The following is a 17,948-nucleotide window of genomic DNA, read 5'->3' on the forward strand; positions in this document are numbered from 1 at the left end:
CCTCTCAAATCCGCCACGCCACACCTCTGCTCTACTCATCACGCAAGGGTATACACACCGTAAATTTATTCGTTCGTAAGTCCGCATGTACCTCCATACTATATGCATCTGGATCATGATCAAGTCCTTGGCTTCTTAATTTATCAAGGACGTAAAAGTAGGTTTGATCGGTATTTTCTCTAGTTCCTCCTCCTTCATGTGTGTAGGAAGCATATTCTCTTGCAGGTAGCGTAATACCAACCATCCTTTCTGGTATTTGGACAGGTTTAGTAACTTCAATTCCTGCAATGTAATGGTAAATTCGATTTTTACTCAATGCCACACCGATAAAAGATGCTTGTTTTCGTTGATGTTTAATCTCGTGAGAGCGCTTGGAAATTTCCTCCCATAGACGTGGTTTAATAGTATCTGACATATATACTGCGGTAAATGGTGCCTTCACTTCAACACCTACAACATGGATGTCAGGTTTGATTATTCGAGTTATAGCTTTTTGAGACTTGTTAACATAGGATTGTTGCGCATTCGTATTTAGAACACTGTAGCCTCCATTTTTACCCATAGTAGAATATAGCGGAACTCCAAGTCCACTCAATTCCTGTAAATATCGAAGCATCGTACGATATGAAACTCCGAATTCTAAAGCAAGCTCATTCACCGTAAAATGCTGTTTCTCATACACCCGCATCATTAATTCAATCATCCGTTGCGTTTTTGGCATTTTTTTCACCTTTTTATAAAATTATGACAATAACTGTCACACTTATATATTATAATGAAACTAAATTTATGAAAAGGAGTAATGATTATGACAGTTGAACAAAAGAATGAAGCTACTCTTGTTTCAAAGGAAGCCTTCCATGCAATCGGTTTAAAATGGGAAGGAACCTTTGCCGAAGCAGGGGCCGGTAGCATAAAGGCAGTCCATCAAGAATTTCAGGAGAGGCTTAAGGAAATCCCACACGTCATACATCCCGAAACAATGCTCGGATTATCCTACCATGCCGTTTCTGGAAGTGAAGGGTTTACGCACTATGCCGTAGTTGAGGTCGAAAAGGTAGAGGTAGTACCACCTGGAATGGAATCTGTGTCTGTACCTACATTAACCTATGCTGCATGCGAGCATCATACACATCAAAGCATTGATCAATCGTATAATAATATTTATAGATGGATCAAAGAACAAGGCTATAAAGACTATGCGCCTAGTAACTTAACCCATTTTGAAAAATACCCGATGAGTCAGGATCCATATACAGAGAATCCGGAATTTGTGATTATGATTCCTGTTGAGAATAAGTAAATACAAAAAATGCCTCTCTTTTCGCCATAATAAATGAGAGGCATTTTTTGTTGATTCGAGTTATTGAGGGGGAAACCTCATTAGCTTAATTAAATATCATTGTAATAGAACATGATCCGGATCTACCAAACTAGAAAAATCCCAAGTCTTCCCGTTATCACTAGAAATGAATTTTGCCACGACATTACCACCCAGATAATCCCCTTCTGGACCTTGATTAACTAGCAATGTCCCATGAGTTCCATGAAATATTGGCATTTCTGCTACAGTAAAAATCCCTTTAAATTCTTCGGGAATGGGTATTTCTACTTCTTCCCAACTATTCGCTCCATCATCCGTACGATAAAGCATTGGTCTCGGGGGTTCATCCACGGTTTTATGCGAACCGAATGACAAGAAACCTAATTCGTCATTCACAAAACCACCATCAGTCAGTAATGACATTTCCTCAGCACTCGTTGCTTGCGTCCATGTTTTACCTCCATCCGTTGTTTTAAAAATCAGATTACCTTCACTTGACATCGTACGTCCAGCAGTTACAACTACGTATCCAACAAGATCTGACGTAAAATCTAGGATCCGCATCCGAACGCCTACTACCTGATCAGCTACGGTTGCTTCTTCCCAAGTCTGTCCTTGATCCTCGGAATACGTTATCCTCAAATCCTGATTCCCTCCTATAATAAATGCTGTTCTTTCCGGATGAATCATGTAACTACCATCTATCAGGTTACTTTTAGACCCTTGATATTCTCCTTCAAATAACGTATTGATCTCAACAGGGGTATCCGTCCAATCTCTACCATTGTTATACGTGACTCGTAACATATCATCAACAATTTCATACCGATTGTTTTCATCTACAACAATCCCGGCTTCCTCCTGATATTCCTCCATACTTTGAATTGGAGGAAGACCAATATATTTATCTGCTGATGGCTCAATACTTTTCAACGTATATGTACTTTCGCTTTCCTTAGATATAGTTAGCTTCCAAACAATATCATCTACAATTCTCTCTTCTTGTGCCTCGGACTGGTCACTGTCTGAAGTGTCCTGCCCTTCTAGAAAATGAACCTGAAAATCCACAACTGCGATAAACTCCGCTTCGTTCCCTTCCAACACACTATACCTCGTGAAAAACGCATCAGAAATCTGTCCACTTTCTTCCATCGCTCCCATAAGATCAAACCATAATCGATAGGCAATGGTTGTTAATTCGGTATCATGTTCAAATATCTCAAACGTTAAAGGCAAATAATTGGTAACAGCATCTTCATGAAGGATTTCTTTCTTTTCTTCATCTGTAATAGATTCATCATTAGCCGATTTTTCAGATGGAAAATCAGTAGTTTGTTCCGTACTATCAGAATCATCTATTTCTTGAGTGCCACAAGCGGTTGTGAAAAGAATAAGTAATACAAGCACAATCCATACATTTTTCTTCAATATAATCACCTTCTTTTCATAGACAAATTCTATAATAAGGTTACCATAATTACGATGAAAAAAATGGGACAGGGTACCTGACCCTCCGTCCCAGTTTCGATTATTGGACAGGGATTTTTTTCTGGATTATACTTACTGTATTTATTTTAGTAGATAGATAGAAAGGTGCTCATACAAAATGTTACATAATCCATCAGGAAAAGAGCGTTTAGGACTGGCTTTCCTCCTCAGTATGCTCGGCATATTAGGTCCACTTAATATAGATATGTATTTACCTAGTTTTCCAGAAATAGCCGATGATTTAGGTGCTCGTGCTTCCCTTGTGCAGCTTAGTTTAACAGCTTGTTTAATTGGACTTGCATCGGGTCAATTGATTATCGGTCCGATTAGTGATGCCCATGGTAGAAGAAAACCATTACTAATATCCATTTCGTTCTTTGCCTTATCATCCCTTATTTGCTCCCTTGCACCAAATATAACAACATTAGTCATAGCACGGTTTCTACAAGGATTTTCTGCATCTGCAGGTATTGTTCTATCTCGTGCGGTGGTGCGAGACGTGTTCAGTGGTAGAGAACTGACGAAATTCTTCGCTTTATTAATGGTGATCAACGCAACAGCACCAATGATTGCTCCAATGGCTGGTGGAGCAATCTTATTGTTACCATTCGCAAGTTGGCATACTATTTTTCATTTTTTAAGCATTATTGGAGTAGTCATTGTGTTAACTATCACAGTAAAATTAAAAGAAACACTACCACCTGAAAAACGTATACCAAGCTCGGTTGGACATTCCATTCGTACAATGGGAAATTTGATAAAAGACCGCTCCTTTATTGGGTATGCGTTAGTAGTCGGATTCATTCACGGAGGTAGCTTTGCTTACGTGTCAGGAACACCCTTCGTGTATCAAGGAATTTATGAGGTATCGCCCCAAGCATTTAGCGTGTTATTTGGAATCAATGGCCTTGCCATTATCACCGGTAGTTTTATCATTGGGCGATTAGGAGGAATTATTCACGAAAGAAGCCTGCTTCGAGTTGCAGTTATTATTGCAGTCAGTGCAACTTCCATACTGCTTATCATGACCATTATAGAAGGTCCGCTACCAATGATTGTAATCCCAATATTTATTTATATGACTTCCATGGGGATGATTCTAACAAGCTCATTCACTTTAGCAATGGAAAAACAAGGACATCGCGCAGGAAGTGCAAGCGCAGTATTAGGCATGCTACCACTGCTACTCGGTTCACTAGTTTCTCCACTAGTCGGAATCAATGAAGAAACAGCCATACCAATGGGAACAATAATGTTCAGCACCTCACTAATAGGAAGCATCGCATTTTTCACATTAACCAAAAAAACAACCAAGGGGTCAGTCCCCTCGTCCCAATAACCGGGGGTGCTGAGGAGGAGGTGCTGAGGGGTCAGACCCCTCGTCCCACATGGTGGGACGAGGGACCTGACCCCCAAAACCCACTAAAATTCTTCATATACTGCTGGATCTTGGTCATTTATTCTTCCATCAGGTCGTGTTAATCCTGCAATAGTACTCATTTCTTCTTCACTTAGTGAAAAATCAAAAATGGATATATTTTCACGTTGCCGATTTGGAGATGCGGATTTTGGAATGGAAATGGCGCCAAGCTGATAATGCCAACGCAAAATAACCTGTGATATTGTTTTATCATGAATGTGAGCGATTTTTTTTATCGTTTCATTTTCTAATACTTCATTCGCTCGAGCTAATGGACTCCAAGACTCTGTTGTAATGTTATTCGCTTCATGCCATTTTCGTTGTGTTTCCTGATTAAAGAACGGATGTAATTCAATTTGATTGATACTTGGCTTTACACCTGTTTCCTTCTCTAGACGTTCTAAATGCTCCGGTAAAAAATTACAAACACCAATAGATCGAATCAGCCCCCATTTTTTAGCATCAATCAATGCTTGCCACGCTTCCACATAATGATCTTGTTTTGGATTTGGCCAATGAATAAGATACAGATCATAGTATTCTAGATTTGCACGATAAAGAGATTCTTGAATGGTAGATACAGCTTTATCATACGTTTGGTAACGGCCAGGTAATTTGGAGGTGATCTTCAATTCTTGTCTTGGAACAGAACTTCGTCTAACTGCTTCCCCGATCGTTCCTTCGTTTTCATAATTATACGCAGAATCAATTAAGCGATAGCCGATATCCATTGCACTTGTTATGGCATTCACTCCTTCACTGCCTTTAAGTCTAAATGTTCCAAGACCGATAGCAGGAATAGCAAAACCATCATTTAGTGTCACTTCTGGAATTGATTTACTCATGAAATTACCCCTTTCTTTTCTATTTTAAGAATATCACTATCAGGAAATAAATATCCAATATTGGACTTAAGAACAATGAACTGTTCCACAAAAAATACCCATCTCTTTATTTTAAACGCTATTTAACAACTTTTTTCAACCACCCTTCACCCGTCCACATGTTTATATTTTATAGATTATGGTTATCCTATTGATGTAAATTTATGGATTAGAGGTGGTTTGTTTGAAAAAGTCTATGTATCTGTATTTTGGTTTACTAGGACTAATACTTGTAGTAGGGCTTGTATTTCTATTAAATACAGGTTCAGATAATACATCAGATGATAACAATGAATCTACGAATACAGACGAAGATTTATATGGACAGGATGCTGTCGAAGCATTAAGAGAATCGATTGAAGTAGTAGCTACAGAGGATGGGGATGTCAATGTGAATAATTTGTTTATTCCATGGACAATCAACAAAAATGGGAATACCTTTTTCCTTAGTCAACGAGATGGAACGGTCATTCAGATTGATGGTGATTTCGGTCTTGTGGACGTACAAGGAGTAGAAGTGACTAAGGATATTCTTCATGAAGGGGAAGGTGGTTTCCTTGGATTTACCTTAGCACCCGATTTTGAGACAACAAGTAAAGCACTTGCCTACCATACGTACGAACAAGATGACAAAACGTTAAATCGTATCATTTCCTTAACGTTAGATGGAAACACATGGAAGGAAGAAGACGTTCTTTTAGAGGAAATTCCCGGTGGGGAAATTAACAATGGTGGTCGTATCCAAGTTGGTTCAGATGGAATGCTTTACGCAACTACTGGTGATACTGGACAAGCTGATTACGCCCAGGATTTGGATAGTCTAGCTGGAAAAATTCTACGTATGGGGTTAGATGGTACGATCCCAGAAGATAATCCATTTGAAGATTCCTACGTATTTTCCTATGGGCACCGAAACCCCCAAGGATTTGCTTGGGATAGTGAAGGGAATCTTTATAGCTCCGAACACGGCGAAGATGGCCATGATGAGCTCAATTTAATAAAAGCAGGACAAAATTATGGTTGGCCAGTTATTCAGGGCGATGAAGAAGCCGCAAACATGGTCACACCAATTCACCATTCTGGTAATGATACGTGGGCACCTTCTGGAATGGCTTACAATGATGGTCAACTTTATATTGCATCCTTAGCAGGTCAAAAAATATTTACCTATTCTCTGGAAAGTGGCGAAATCAATGATTTCTTCGATAATGTAGGTAGATTAAGGGATGTTATGATTGAAGATGAATCACTATTTACTATTACGAATAACCATGATAATCGTGGAAACCCAGAACAAAAAGATGACAGACTAATTAATGTACCATTAACAGAAAAAGCAAATAAAACCGAATAAAATTCGACAGGTGACAGGCACCTGTAAAAATAGGTAATCGTTCATATTCGAACGATTACCTTTTTTATTTGCTAATCCTCTTTATTTCCTAAACTTTTCAGGTATTCCATGACTGCGTTAATTTCGTCTTCTTCTAAGGTATTTTCAAAACCAGGCATAGCGCCACTACCTTTTCTAATTTGTTCCAATAATTGTTCATCATCATCAAGCATCGGACTATTTTCTAAGTTAGGTCCATTATGGCCTCCAACTCCTTCTGCTCCATGGCAGGCTAGGCAATTGTTTTCATATACTTTTAGACCATTTTGCACCACATCACCTTGACCATGCTGCTGTTCTTCCACCTCTTCGGATTCATCACTCTTAATTGGTGAAGTGTTCACTGCATCTTCTGGTATGTCCTCGAGTGATCCATATTCCCCTTCTAGAGAGAACGTATAGATTTTATCTCCGTGCTGGGTTCCTGCTAAAGAGTTACCCGCAGAGAAGATCGAGATATATTGCTTACCGTCCACTTCATATGTGATCGGCGGTGCGTTGGCTCCAGCATCGGTCATAAACTCCCAAACATCTTCCCCGGTAGTGGCATCATAAGCAATAATCCGTCCGTCATTATGTCCGACAAATACTAAGTTTCCCTTCGTTGTTACGATTCCACTATAGGCAATGGTATCCCATTCCTTTTGCCACACGATTCGATTCGTTTTAATATCTAAAGCAGTAACCGTACCACCAAAAGGCGCATCTTGTACAGGCTGCCAAATACTCCCAATCCATTCCTTACCTTCTTCAAATTTATTTGCTTCATCTTCTGCATAATGCGCATAAGCAAAATAGTTATCATTACCTAACACATAAAACAATTCAGTATCCGGATTATATGCAGATGGCGGCCAGTTTCCACCACCCTGTGGTGAAGGTTTTAATACGACTGGGTCATCCCAAAATGGTGTAAAAATACTCCCTATCTGACCATCGAAATCCTCTGGAAGATCCCGTTCAACATCCTCCTCTGTGATTTCTTGGGGTACAAATGAATCCCCAATTGGAAATGGCTGTGTAGGTGATGTTTTTTGATTTTCATTTTGTGGAACTTCTTTTTCCTCAATTCCAATTAACGGCTCACCATTCGTTCGATCCAACATATAAACCCACCCCGTTTTACCAGCTTGAGCAATACCTTTTCGCATTTCTCCATCAATTTCAGCATCATATAAAACAACCGGATTTGCAGGATCCAAATCCCATATATCATGATGTACTTGTTGAAAATGCCATTGATATTCCCCTGTATCTGCATCGAGAGCTAACATGGAATCAGCGTATAAATTATCCCCTTCACGGTTACTACCATCAAGGTCAGGCGATGCATTACCCGTTGAAAAATAAATCATATTTAACTCTGGGTCTACAGCAGGTGTTTGCCATACAGGTGCACCACCTTTGATCCAAGCATCATTATCCTGTGGCCAAGTGTCATGCCCTGGTTCACCGGGAGCTGGAATGGTATAGGTTCTCCAAATTTGTCTCCCTAACTCTGCATCATAGGCAGCCAAGTATCCACGAATTCCATATTCACCACCAGCAATCCCTGTATAAACTTTCCCATCATAGAAAAGTGGTGCACTTGTAATGGTATATCCTTTTTCCCATTCATCTACTTGCGTTTCCCAAACTACGTCACCCGTTTTTTGATCAAGCGCTACTAGTCTCGCATCTAAAAGGGAAACATATACTTTTCCGTCACCTAAAGCAACACCGCGAGTAGCCCATCCACAGCAAAGTGTGTCTAACGTATCTGGAAGCTTCGGACGGAATTCCCAAATGATTTCCCCAGTCGTTGCATCCAGTGCAGATACATTATTAGCACCTGTAATAGTGAACATAACACCATCATAAACGAGTGGAGTCGCCTCTCCTGAATATTTGAATTCATACCCTGAACCGAGACTAGTGACCCAATCCGCCTTTAAATCAGTTGCATTGGATGTATCAATTTTGTTTAACGGAGAGTATCTTCCATTATAAATATTTCCACCGAATGTAATCCAATTACCAGAAGGAGGTTCTTGAAGATCTTCTGCCGAAAAGTCGGGAGCTACTTCCCCCGGATACTCCATATGTTGCCAAGACTGATGTTGGTTAGGTTCTCTTCCCTCCACCTCTTGATCTTCATCGTCTTCCTCTTGAGGTTCACCCTCATTACCTTCTTCTTGATCCGTATTTTCTTCAGGAGTCTCAGCATGTTCATCTTGAGTGACACTTTGAAAAATAAAATAACCACCGATGGCAATAATTGCGACTACAGCGACAGCAATCCACATTGATTTTTCCAATCGATCCATTCACCCAGTAGCTCCTTTCATATGAAATGTAAAAAAATATTCACAAGTAATTTGCCCTAAAAAGATAAAAATAACCAACACAAGAAATTGATGATTTTATGTAAAAAATCTGTGAAAATAGTAGTTTATCTATGAAAACAAGTGAATAGCCAGTAAAAAATTGGGAGATAATAATAACTATATAGAAAAAAATGGAGGTATTTTGTAATGAAAAAATTATTGATTTCAACTGTCGTTTTGACATCTGTTTTGACAATGGCTGCATGTGCAGCTGATGATGAAGGCAATTCAAGCGAAGATCAACACAATCAGGATGTAGAAAGTCAACCCGTGATTAGCCAAACGGATATGGGAGATAAGATGAGTGAGCTTAGTTATACTGTCTATGATTTCGATGTCTTATATGAAGAGTCTGAATTCGAAGGTGAAATTGAAAACGATGAAGGTTTAATAGAAGCAGAGTTTTATAACCCATTTAGCGATATCACAGCACGTGGTTCCGATGCTTTTGAAGCAATATTTCCTGTACTTCAAGAACTAGAACTTAACCCTGATATGGACGATGAAGAAGCCATAACAGAATCTCTCGCAGCATTTGATCTACCAGATAATTACCTAAAAGCACAACTAGAAGTAGTATTCTCCGACGGAACAGAAAAAACATACGAAATAAAAAAATAAACCAGAAATGGGACGTGAGGGGTCAGACCCCCCCGTCCCATTTTTTTAATAGAACCAAGGGACGGAGGGACTGTCCCTCCGTCCCACGTATAACCAAATAAACACCATATGAATAGCATATATATAAGCTTTTATATCACATTATAAAGAAATTATTACATTAGATTTGGTATCAGAAGTTCTTTCAATCATAATAATAATAAAGAATATACAATTCAGTTCCAAGCCCAAATGGAAAGGAAATGTTACGTATATGATGAATAATGATGGATTGAATGCTACATTCCAAAATCTAAGTCAAAAAGAAATGTCGTTTGAACAAGTGTTTCATTATATTGTTCAATATATGAAGAAGGATGTAAAGGGAAATTACCGGTTAATATTCGGGACAGACTCTCAAGTTCATGCCAATCATACTATTTTTATCACAGGCATTGTGATCCAACGTGAAAGAAAAGGAGCTTGGGCATGTATACGGAAAGTGACCATTCCCCGAAAGATGATGAACCTTCATGAGCGAATTTCCTATGAAACTACATTAACAGAAGAAGTCTTATCCCTGTTTACAGAAGAAAGAAAAAATCAACTTATAAACATCGTGCTGCCACACATTTATAAGGGTGCATCTTTTACCATAGAAGGTCACATCGATATCGGATCTGGAAGTAGAAATAAAACCCGCATTTTTGTGAACGAAATGGTAGCGAGGATGGAATCATTAGGTTTAGAACCTAAAATTAAACCGGATGCATTTGTGGCAAGTAGCTATGCGAATCGGTATACGAAGAAGTGAAGAGTTCATAGAAAAAGGGACAGTGGACCCGTCCCCTCAAACTAGGTGCCTGTCACCTGTCGAATTTTGTCGGTGCCAGGCACCCTAAAATGCACCGAATATTTTTTCTTTTAAGAGTCGCCCTGTTGGGGTGTCTGCTAGGCCACCTTCACCCGTTTCTCTTAAGGTGGATGGCATGGCTTTTCCAATACGGTACATCGCACCAATTACTTCATCACACGGGATTCGGCTTGTAACACCCGCTAAAGCCATATCAGCTGAAACAATTGCCAAGGAAGATCCAGCTGCATTTCTTTTGACACATGGAACCTCAACAAGTCCTGCAACCGGGTCACAAACAAGTCCGAGCATGTTTTTTAACGTCATTGCGAAAGCTTCTGCGGATTGCTGTGGAGTTCCTCCAGCCATTTCCACAATCGCAGCCGCTGCCATTGCGCCGGCCGAGCCAACTTCAGCTTGACATCCACCAGCCGCACCCGAGATGAAGGCATTGTTAGCGACCACAAAACCAAAGGCACCCGCTGTAAATAAATAGCGAATCATCTGTTCACGAGTTGGATTAAGCTGATCCTTTACGGCAAATAATGTACCTGGAACAACTCCTGCACTACCTGCTGTTGGGGTTGCACAAATCGTTCCCATAGCCGCATTTACTTCATTTGTTCCCATTGCTTTACTCACTGCATCTAAAAGTAAAATTCCAGATAGAGGTGTCTTGTTTTTCATGTAATCTTGAATTAATACAGCATCTCCACCCGTCAAACCAGTTACAGATTGGACACCCTGGAAGCTGTCTTCAATTGCTTTTTCCATCACTTCTAAGTTTCTTTCCATTTCAGCGTATATGACTTCTCTCGTTTTATCGTTAACTTCCATTTCTTGACGAATCATTACTTCAGAAATCAATATGTTTTCTTTTTCTGCTATTTCTACTAATTCTGCTGCTGTACGAAACATATGAAATCTCCTTTCGTTGACTAACTAACAATCGCCGATATTTGTGTAATATGTTTGGCTAGTGCTAGTTCATTCATCACTTTTTCTCCTAGATTTTGGTCTGTTTCAATGATCATTAATGCTTCTTTACCGACATCTTTCCGGTTTACTTCCATATGTCCGATGTTTATTTCATGTTTTGCCAAAATACTTGTGATAGAGGCGATTGCACCGAATCGATCATTGTGTATGACAAGAATGGCTGGATGATTACCAGACAATCTAAGTTTAAAACCATTTAATTCGGTGATTTCCACTTTTCCACCACCAATGGAGATACCCACTAATTCAAGCTGTTCACTATCATTACCAATTACTAACCGTGCTGTGTTTGGATGACTTACCGCACTTGTGTCCTCAATAAATTCAATTGTTAAATCACATTCTTTAGCTATTTCTAGTGCCTTACTCATTCTTGTGTCATCTGTTTCAAACCCTAATAAACCTCCAGCTAAAGCAAAATCAGTTCCATGCCCTTTATATGTTTTAGCAAAGGACTCATATAAATAGATTTTGGCCCATTTCGGTTGTTTTCCTAATAGATTTCTTGCAGCTTTTCCAATTTTAGCTGCTCCTGCTGTATGCGAACTTGATGGTCCAATCATGACCGGACCGATAATATCAAAAACGGATTGATATTTCATACATATCACCACCTAATCATTTCTCGTCTCTGAGTGGATTGAGGGGTCTGACCCCTCAACCCACCCTCAACCCACTTATGCTGTTTGTTTTGTTGGTTCTGTTAGTTCATGAACTCGACGTATTTTAAAGTTTTTAAACATATATGATCCAACAAATCCCCAAAATGCGCTAACTAAGGCACAGGAAAGAGCTACAATGGTAACTTTCATTGGATCATTAAAACCATACATGACGGCAAAACCAGCAATTGGAGTTGCTGTACCAGATGCTCCATTTATTAGTCCGGATAAGGCAATGATAATACCAGATGATGCCCCACCAAGAAAGTTCGTAACATATACTGGAACCGGATTAGCAGATATTATATCTACTTGTGACAACGGCTCGATTGCAACGGATATGGTCGTTTTTCGATCACCAAACTTCATCCGGTGGAAGAATACAAAATTCATAAACGAAGATCCGAATACTGCCAAAGCACCGATTGCCATTGGTATGCCAGTTAATCCCAACATAGCGGTTAATGCCATGGAACTCAACGGAGCAGTAGCTACAACTGTGATAACACCGCCTAAGATTATACCCATCATGATCGGACTTGCATCCGTTGTTTGTGTAATAATGCCCCCAATGTTAAGTAGTGTAGCGTCTACTATAGGGTCTGCATAAACTGCTATTAGACGAACTAGTGGAGCTGCGATAACGATTGCAACAATTAAATCGAGTCCATCTGGTACTTTGGATTCTATTTTTTTCACTACAAACGATATAAGATACCCTGCAATAAAACCTGGTAATAGGCCTAGACCCGCACAGGAAACACCTAACATTAAGGCATAAACAGGTGACACTCCCATTGCTAGCGCTACTAGAGCTGCGGCTGCAACACCACCCATACTACCAGCAGAATCACCAACTACACCTAAAAATTCAATATTTAGTAGATCTCCCCCGACATACTTTTGAAATGCCTCGACTAAGAATGTAGCAATGGCAGCACTTGCCAACGCCCCCATTGCTTTCATACCTCTTGGCGCTTTATAGCTAAAAAGTGTAAAACATCCTAATACAATAAGTAATAATAGCGTCCCTTTAATAATTTCCATTATGCTATCTCCTCTCGCTGTCTTCGTATGAAACTATTAATAATGCTAAAGTCTATGTTTATTCATTAGCGTCTTTTTCCATCTGATATTCATTTATCGAACGAATTTTGTTCAAATAATTATAAATGGTGAATTTAGAAACACCTAAGATATGCGCAACATATTCTGTGGAACCTTTGATCAAAAATGTTCCTTTTTTATCTAATTCACTAACGCAATCTACCTTTTCATCCATCGACATTTGGGAAGGTGCTTTTTTAAATCGTTGGAGAACTTGATCCACTAGATTGTGTGTCACATCTTGAACAGAGGTATAAAAAGTTTCAGAGGGGTTTTTATCCTGCTGAAAATTTATAAAACTATCAATTTCCCCACTGAATTCCATTAGTAAGCTAATATCGTAATTCGTGCAAAGAGCTCCAATAATTTTATTATCTTCATCTCTTAAAAAAACCGTGGTAGATTTCAAAACATGTCCATCTTTCGTTTGCGTGCGGTAACTAGGAATATCTTTTATATCTTCCTTGTCTTTCCTCAACTCATTTAAAACAAGATCCGTAATAGGTGATCCAATTTCTCTGGAAGTAACATTTCCAGCAATATGGATTAATGACCTTTGTAAATCAGAAAAGTCATGTACAGCTACTTCACATTTTGGACCAAACATACTTACTATCATATCCGCAGTTCTAATCGCATGATCGAATATCAATTTATTCTTATCTCCCATACTATTAACCCTCTCGTGTAATCGTTTTCACCAAAATAACCTACATAACTATAACACATATCAACCAAAAATTAAAACAAAATTTTAACGCTTACAAAAAAATTGCAAGTACCTTTTAGGTGCCTGTCACCGGTCGGTTTATGTCGATTATTGTCGTCAGTTCTATTACCCCAACTTTCTCCGTTTACACAACAAAAAAACTGTGAATCCATTACGATTCACAGTTCTTATAAACGGTTCTCAACTCAAATTCAAGAGAAACTTATCATTCAAATTCATGCTCTGCTAACACTGTTGCAATGGCATCTTGAACTGGTGTCATGGACCCACTAATATAATTATTCATCATAATAGAGAAGATTAATTTTTCTCCATCTGTAGATGTGACATACCCAGAAAGTGTATTAACCCCCGTCAGCGAACCTGTTTTTGCCTTCACATTTCCTTTTGTGGACTCTCCAGTCATCCGGTTTCGTAATGTTCCACCTACAAGTCGGTCCGGTTCACCTGCCACTGGTAAGGCATTTTCAAACACGGGATACCAACTCGCATCCTGAACCTCATAAAGTAATTTCGTAATTTGATCTGCTGGGATTAGGTTTTTATGACTCATGCCTGCACCATCTCGCAGGAGAATCGAATCCATGTTTAAGTCATGCTGTGATAATTCTTCCCTCATTACTTCTAGCCCCTTGCTCCAGCTACCTTCTCCATGAACGAATTGACCCATTTCTTTTACTAATACTTCCCCATGTCCATTATTGCTAAGTTTCATAAATGGAATGAAAAGGTCCTCAATAGTCATGGATTGTTTGGACGTAAGAACCGTTGCCTCTTCTGGAGTAATGCCTACTGTAACGTTTGAGTTTCCAATTAACTCTATCCCCTGTTCTTCCAGTGACTTTTTAAAAACATCAAGAGCATAGCCTGTCGGTTCCCATACAGTACGCCAAGCTCTGGATCGGGACCCATCAACTGGAATTTCACCCTCAATAATTATATTATTTGTTCCATGCTCACGATCAATAGATATATTTTTGGCTTCACCTTTTCCTACGGTTTCCGCTTTATTAACGATTGTAAGGTAGTCCGTTTTAGGTGTCAGATTCACGACAGGACTGTCACCTGCTTTTTCACCAGGATAAACTTCGACAATTACGGTCCCAGCATCATAATCTTCATTTGGTGAAATGGTCAATGCTGAGATTTGAGCTCCCGTATAGTTCCACTCATCATCCCAGTTCAAGTCAGTCGATAAACGTACATCATCATACCAGCTGTCATCGCCAACTAAATTCCCTTTGATTTTATGAATTCCCTGTTGCTTTAGCTCTTTTGCAAATTGATCAAAATCTTCCTTTAGCAGTGTTGGATCCCCTTTTCCTTTGACATATAAATTGCCTTGGAGTACTTTTCCTTTCAATTCTCCATCTGTTAAAACTTCTGTTGAAAAGCGATAATCCGGTCCAAGCGTTTCCAATGCTGAAATAGCCGTTAGCATTTTCTGATTGGAAGCAGGGTGTACTTGTATATCACCATCATGCGAATAAAGAAGTTCTCCATCACTCGCCTTGCGAATGCTTACAGCAGTAATTGCTCCATCAAGCCGTTCGTCTTCAAGCAATTGATCAATTTTATAATCTAAGGATCCGTTTGATGGTACATCTGTCAGCTCATCAGATGCTACTACGAAAAGAGCCTTCTCTCCGTTAGAAAATGGCATACATGCTACTGCCACGATAAAGAACAGTATAAAGACTTTTTTCAAATTAACTTTATCGTTCATCAAATCCTCCACACATCCTTTTATAAGATTTCACCAGTTTAGTTAGTAAAATATATCGATAAAATGATAAAAATAGAACATTAGTAGAATGGAATGAACCCAATTACCTATATTATCTTCCATACTCTCTTATCCATAACATGTAAAACTACATTAATATTTCAATTCTATTAAAAAGATGAAGGTGTTCTTTGCAATTTGTACCATAAACAACCAAAAAAAGATGTAGGTGCAAAAAAACACCCACATCTTATATCTTTATTCAACTACAATATAAGTTACCTTAATCGGTCCATGCACCCCAACAATTAATTTCATTTCAATATCCGCACTATTACTTGGCCCAGTGATAAAGCTGACACAGGACGGAATATCACTGCCCTCTTGATTCGCTTCATGAATTTGTTTCGCTGCTTGCGTCATTCTTGGGACAATCGTGCTTTTTGGGATAATAGCAATGTATGTCTTCGGTAATAAACTAATCGATCTTCCATTGCCAGTATTATTAAAAAGTGTCACCGTGCCTGATTCCGCTAATGTAATATCACTAAAGGTAATCCCTACATCCGCACGTTCTGCAAAGACTCGATTCTCATCTCCAAAATTCGGATCCCAAACATGAACTTCTTTATCGTCTTGTTTAAAAGTTTCCAATAATCTCGTCACCCCATATGATTCATTACGCACATCATTTGAAGTAACAATCGACTTTCCACTATAGCCTTCAATCGTTTCTGACAAAATAACAGGTAACTCCTCTTTACTCGTACGCTTAAAATCAGTATGAATCACTTTACACTGCTGTTCTAATACATCCACAAGCTCATCTTGAGATAAATCGCGATAGACATCCCATTGTGGGCTGACACTCCAGTTGGGACGCTCGACACCTTCCGTCCTACGTCCACGTCCAAGGTTTTGAACCAAATTCTCTAAAAATGCTTCTCTATTTTGGATTGCCATTGCGATTTCCCTCCTTTTCTCGTTCCTTATACCAAGATCGAAAGGATTGCTTACTAGGGGCAGGGAAATCACGGGAATCAGTCCATCCCTTTAAAGGACCCGGTCCATTCGAGATCGACTCTTCTTTCGTCCAAAGCTTTAATGCTGGACGAGTGACTTTTGTACTCAACTTATATGCTGCTGGACTGGATGCCCATTTTGCATAACCCTTCATCATCATTTTCTCCGTTTTCGGTGTCTTATTCTCCCGTTCCACAATAATTTGACGATGTCGAATTAACATTTCATGCAACGGAATTTTCACCGGACATGCTTCCGTACAGGCCGCACATAAAGATGAAGCATAAGGAAGTTCCTTATGATCATCATAGCCATCTAATAATGGTGTAAGAACAGCACCGATTGGTCCCGGATAAATCGAACCATAAGCATGACCACCAACATGACGATAGACTGGACAAACATTGATACAAGCCGCACAACGGATACAATGTAATGCAGCCTGAAACTCCGTACCAAGAATCTTTGAGCGCCCATTATCCAAAATAACTAAATGGAACTCCTCCGGTCCATCTACCTCATCTTCTAATCGAGTACCTGTCAGTGCTGTGACATAGCTCGTTAATTTTTGGCCAACCGCAGCTCTTGTTAATAAGCTAACCATGACTTCCAAGTCTTCCCATGTAGGTACAAGCCTTTCCATACCCATCACCGATATCTGTGTATCTGGTAATGCTGTGGCAAGTCTAGCATTTCCTTCATTCGTAACTAAGGTTATGGCACCAGATTCCGCTACTGCAAAATTGCAACCCGTAATCCCAATATCTGCTTGTAAAAATTCTTGCCGCAATTGTTCCCGTGCAAATAATGCAAGCTCCTCTGGACTGTCTGATTTTTCATAACCTTTTTTCTCCGCAAAGGTCTCTCGAATCTGTCCTTTATCCTTGTGCAGTGCAGGTGTTACGATATGAGATGGTGGATCTTCATCCAGCTGGAGAATCCATTCCCCTAAATCCGTTTCAATCACTTCACTACCAGCTTCTTCAAGCGCATGATTAAGCCCAATTTCTTCCGTCACCATTGATTTAGACTTTACAATTTTCTTCGCTTCTTTTTTCTTTACAACGTCTTTAATATACTCATTTGCCTCCTCGGCAGTTTGTGCGAAAAATACATTCCCGCCACGCTTGGAGACCTCATCACTTAGTTGTTGTAGGTAAAAGTCAATATTTTCTAATGTATGACTGCGAATTTCTTCCCCTAATGTACGCCAATCTTCCCAATTACCTAATTCTTCTGCCGCCCCCAGTCGACCATTTCGAAAACGACCTTGCGCGGAGGATACAGCTTTTCGCATAAAATCATTATTAATTCCATCTTGCACACGGCTTTCAAATGGAGAATTTCCGATCTTTACACTCATTTCTTATCCC

Annotated in this window: 16 protein-coding genes and 1 pseudogene; 5 read left to right on the forward strand and 12 right to left on the reverse strand. The window is 39.4% G+C overall.

Annotated elements, in window-relative coordinates:
- Positions 1 to 31 precede the first annotated feature (31 nt).
- Together ACFSTA_RS07960 and ACFSTA_RS07965 are read right to left on the reverse strand one after the other, a co-directional pair.
- A complete protein-coding gene (locus ACFSTA_RS07960; RefSeq protein ID WP_377556450.1) occupies positions 32 to 487 on the reverse strand; it encodes a GyrI-like domain-containing protein in 456 nt (151 codons plus the stop codon).
- A gap of 42 nt (positions 488 to 529) precedes the next feature.
- Positions 530 to 721, reverse strand: a pseudogene (locus ACFSTA_RS07965) (helix-turn-helix transcriptional regulator); the annotation flags it as partial.
- An 87-nt stretch (positions 722 to 808) separates the two neighbouring features.
- Here ACFSTA_RS07965 and ACFSTA_RS07970 point away from each other — a divergent pair.
- Complete coding sequence (locus ACFSTA_RS07970; RefSeq protein WP_377556075.1) at positions 809 to 1,303, forward strand: GyrI-like domain-containing protein; 495 nt, start codon at positions 809 to 811, stop codon at positions 1,301 to 1,303.
- Between the two features lie 96 nt (positions 1,304 to 1,399).
- On the opposite strand, the gene ACFSTA_RS07975 is transcribed toward ACFSTA_RS07970, so the two are convergent.
- The gene (locus ACFSTA_RS07975; protein WP_377556076.1) at positions 1,400 to 2,752 is read right to left on the reverse strand and encodes a WD40/YVTN/BNR-like repeat-containing protein; all 1,353 of its coding nucleotides are present in this window, start codon (positions 2,750 to 2,752) and stop codon (positions 1,400 to 1,402) included.
- A 178-nt stretch (positions 2,753 to 2,930) separates the two neighbouring features.
- On the opposite strand from ACFSTA_RS07975, the gene ACFSTA_RS07980 reads away from it, so the two are divergent.
- A complete protein-coding gene (locus ACFSTA_RS07980; protein WP_377556077.1) occupies positions 2,931 to 4,151 on the forward strand; it encodes a Bcr/CflA family efflux MFS transporter in 1,221 nt (406 codons plus the stop codon).
- A gap of 83 nt (positions 4,152 to 4,234) precedes the next feature.
- On the opposite strand, the gene ACFSTA_RS07985 is transcribed toward ACFSTA_RS07980, so the two are convergent.
- Positions 4,235 to 5,077, reverse strand: coding sequence for an aldo/keto reductase (locus ACFSTA_RS07985; RefSeq protein WP_377556078.1), 843 nt, complete (start codon positions 5,075 to 5,077; stop codon positions 4,235 to 4,237).
- A 223-nt stretch (positions 5,078 to 5,300) separates the two neighbouring features.
- On the opposite strand from ACFSTA_RS07985, the gene ACFSTA_RS07990 reads away from it, so the two are divergent.
- Entirely contained in the window at positions 5,301 to 6,470 is a 1,170-nt protein-coding gene (locus ACFSTA_RS07990; protein WP_377556079.1) for a PQQ-dependent sugar dehydrogenase, read from the forward strand.
- A 71-nt stretch (positions 6,471 to 6,541) separates the two neighbouring features.
- Here the strand turns inward: ACFSTA_RS07990 and ACFSTA_RS07995 are convergent, their stop codons facing one another.
- Complete coding sequence (locus tag ACFSTA_RS07995; RefSeq protein ID WP_377556080.1) at positions 6,542 to 8,815, reverse strand: outer membrane protein assembly factor BamB family protein; 2,274 nt, start codon at positions 8,813 to 8,815, stop codon at positions 6,542 to 6,544.
- A 207-nt stretch (positions 8,816 to 9,022) separates the two neighbouring features.
- On the opposite strand from ACFSTA_RS07995, the gene ACFSTA_RS08000 reads away from it, so the two are divergent.
- Both ACFSTA_RS08000 and ACFSTA_RS08005 read left to right on the forward strand, forming a co-directional pair.
- Complete coding sequence (locus ACFSTA_RS08000) at positions 9,023 to 9,496, forward strand: YusW family protein (protein ID WP_377556081.1); 474 nt, start codon at positions 9,023 to 9,025, stop codon at positions 9,494 to 9,496.
- 256 nt (positions 9,497 to 9,752) lie between these two features.
- A complete protein-coding gene (locus tag ACFSTA_RS08005; protein ID WP_377556451.1) occupies positions 9,753 to 10,289 on the forward strand; it encodes a ribonuclease H-like YkuK family protein in 537 nt (178 codons plus the stop codon).
- Between the two features lie 84 nt (positions 10,290 to 10,373).
- Here the strand turns inward: ACFSTA_RS08005 and sdaAA are convergent, their stop codons facing one another.
- The 7 genes from sdaAA to ACFSTA_RS08040 all read right to left on the reverse strand — a co-directional run bounded on the left by sdaAA (position 10,374) and on the right by ACFSTA_RS08040 (position 17,938).
- Positions 10,374 to 11,246: an L-serine ammonia-lyase, iron-sulfur-dependent, subunit alpha gene (gene sdaAA / locus ACFSTA_RS08010; RefSeq protein ID WP_377556082.1), complete on the reverse strand. Its 873-nt coding sequence runs from the start codon at positions 11,244 to 11,246 to the stop codon at positions 10,374 to 10,376.
- A gap of 20 nt (positions 11,247 to 11,266) precedes the next feature.
- Positions 11,267 to 11,929 carry an L-serine ammonia-lyase, iron-sulfur-dependent subunit beta gene (gene sdaAB, locus ACFSTA_RS08015; RefSeq protein ID WP_377556083.1) on the reverse strand — a complete coding sequence of 221 codons (663 nt, stop codon included), beginning with the start codon at positions 11,927 to 11,929 and terminating at the stop codon, positions 11,267 to 11,269.
- 75 nt (positions 11,930 to 12,004) lie between these two features.
- Positions 12,005 to 13,036 carry a PTS sugar transporter subunit IIC gene (locus ACFSTA_RS08020; RefSeq protein WP_377556084.1) on the reverse strand — a complete coding sequence of 344 codons (1,032 nt, stop codon included), beginning with the start codon at positions 13,034 to 13,036 and terminating at the stop codon, positions 12,005 to 12,007.
- Positions 13,037 to 13,094: 58 nt separating this feature from the next.
- Positions 13,095 to 13,766, reverse strand: coding sequence for a helix-turn-helix transcriptional regulator (locus tag ACFSTA_RS08025; RefSeq protein ID WP_377556085.1), 672 nt, complete (start codon positions 13,764 to 13,766; stop codon positions 13,095 to 13,097).
- Positions 13,767 to 14,031: 265 nt separating this feature from the next.
- Positions 14,032 to 15,552, reverse strand: coding sequence for a D-alanyl-D-alanine carboxypeptidase/D-alanyl-D-alanine endopeptidase (gene dacB / locus ACFSTA_RS08030; RefSeq protein WP_377556086.1), 1,521 nt, complete (start codon positions 15,550 to 15,552; stop codon positions 14,032 to 14,034).
- Positions 15,553 to 15,810: 258 nt separating this feature from the next.
- Complete coding sequence (locus tag ACFSTA_RS08035; RefSeq protein ID WP_377556087.1) at positions 15,811 to 16,515, reverse strand: LutC/YkgG family protein; 705 nt, start codon at positions 16,513 to 16,515, stop codon at positions 15,811 to 15,813.
- Entirely contained in the window at positions 16,499 to 17,938 is a 1,440-nt protein-coding gene (locus ACFSTA_RS08040; protein ID WP_377556088.1) for a LutB/LldF family L-lactate oxidation iron-sulfur protein, read from the reverse strand. The genes ACFSTA_RS08035 and ACFSTA_RS08040 overlap by 17 nt, the downstream gene beginning before the upstream one ends.
- Between the last annotated feature and the right edge of the window lie 10 nt (positions 17,939 to 17,948).

Origin of the sequence: Ornithinibacillus salinisoli, from assembly GCF_042684965.1 — a bacterium.
GTDB lineage: Bacteria > Bacillota > Bacilli > Bacillales > Amphibacillaceae > Ornithinibacillus > Ornithinibacillus salinisoli.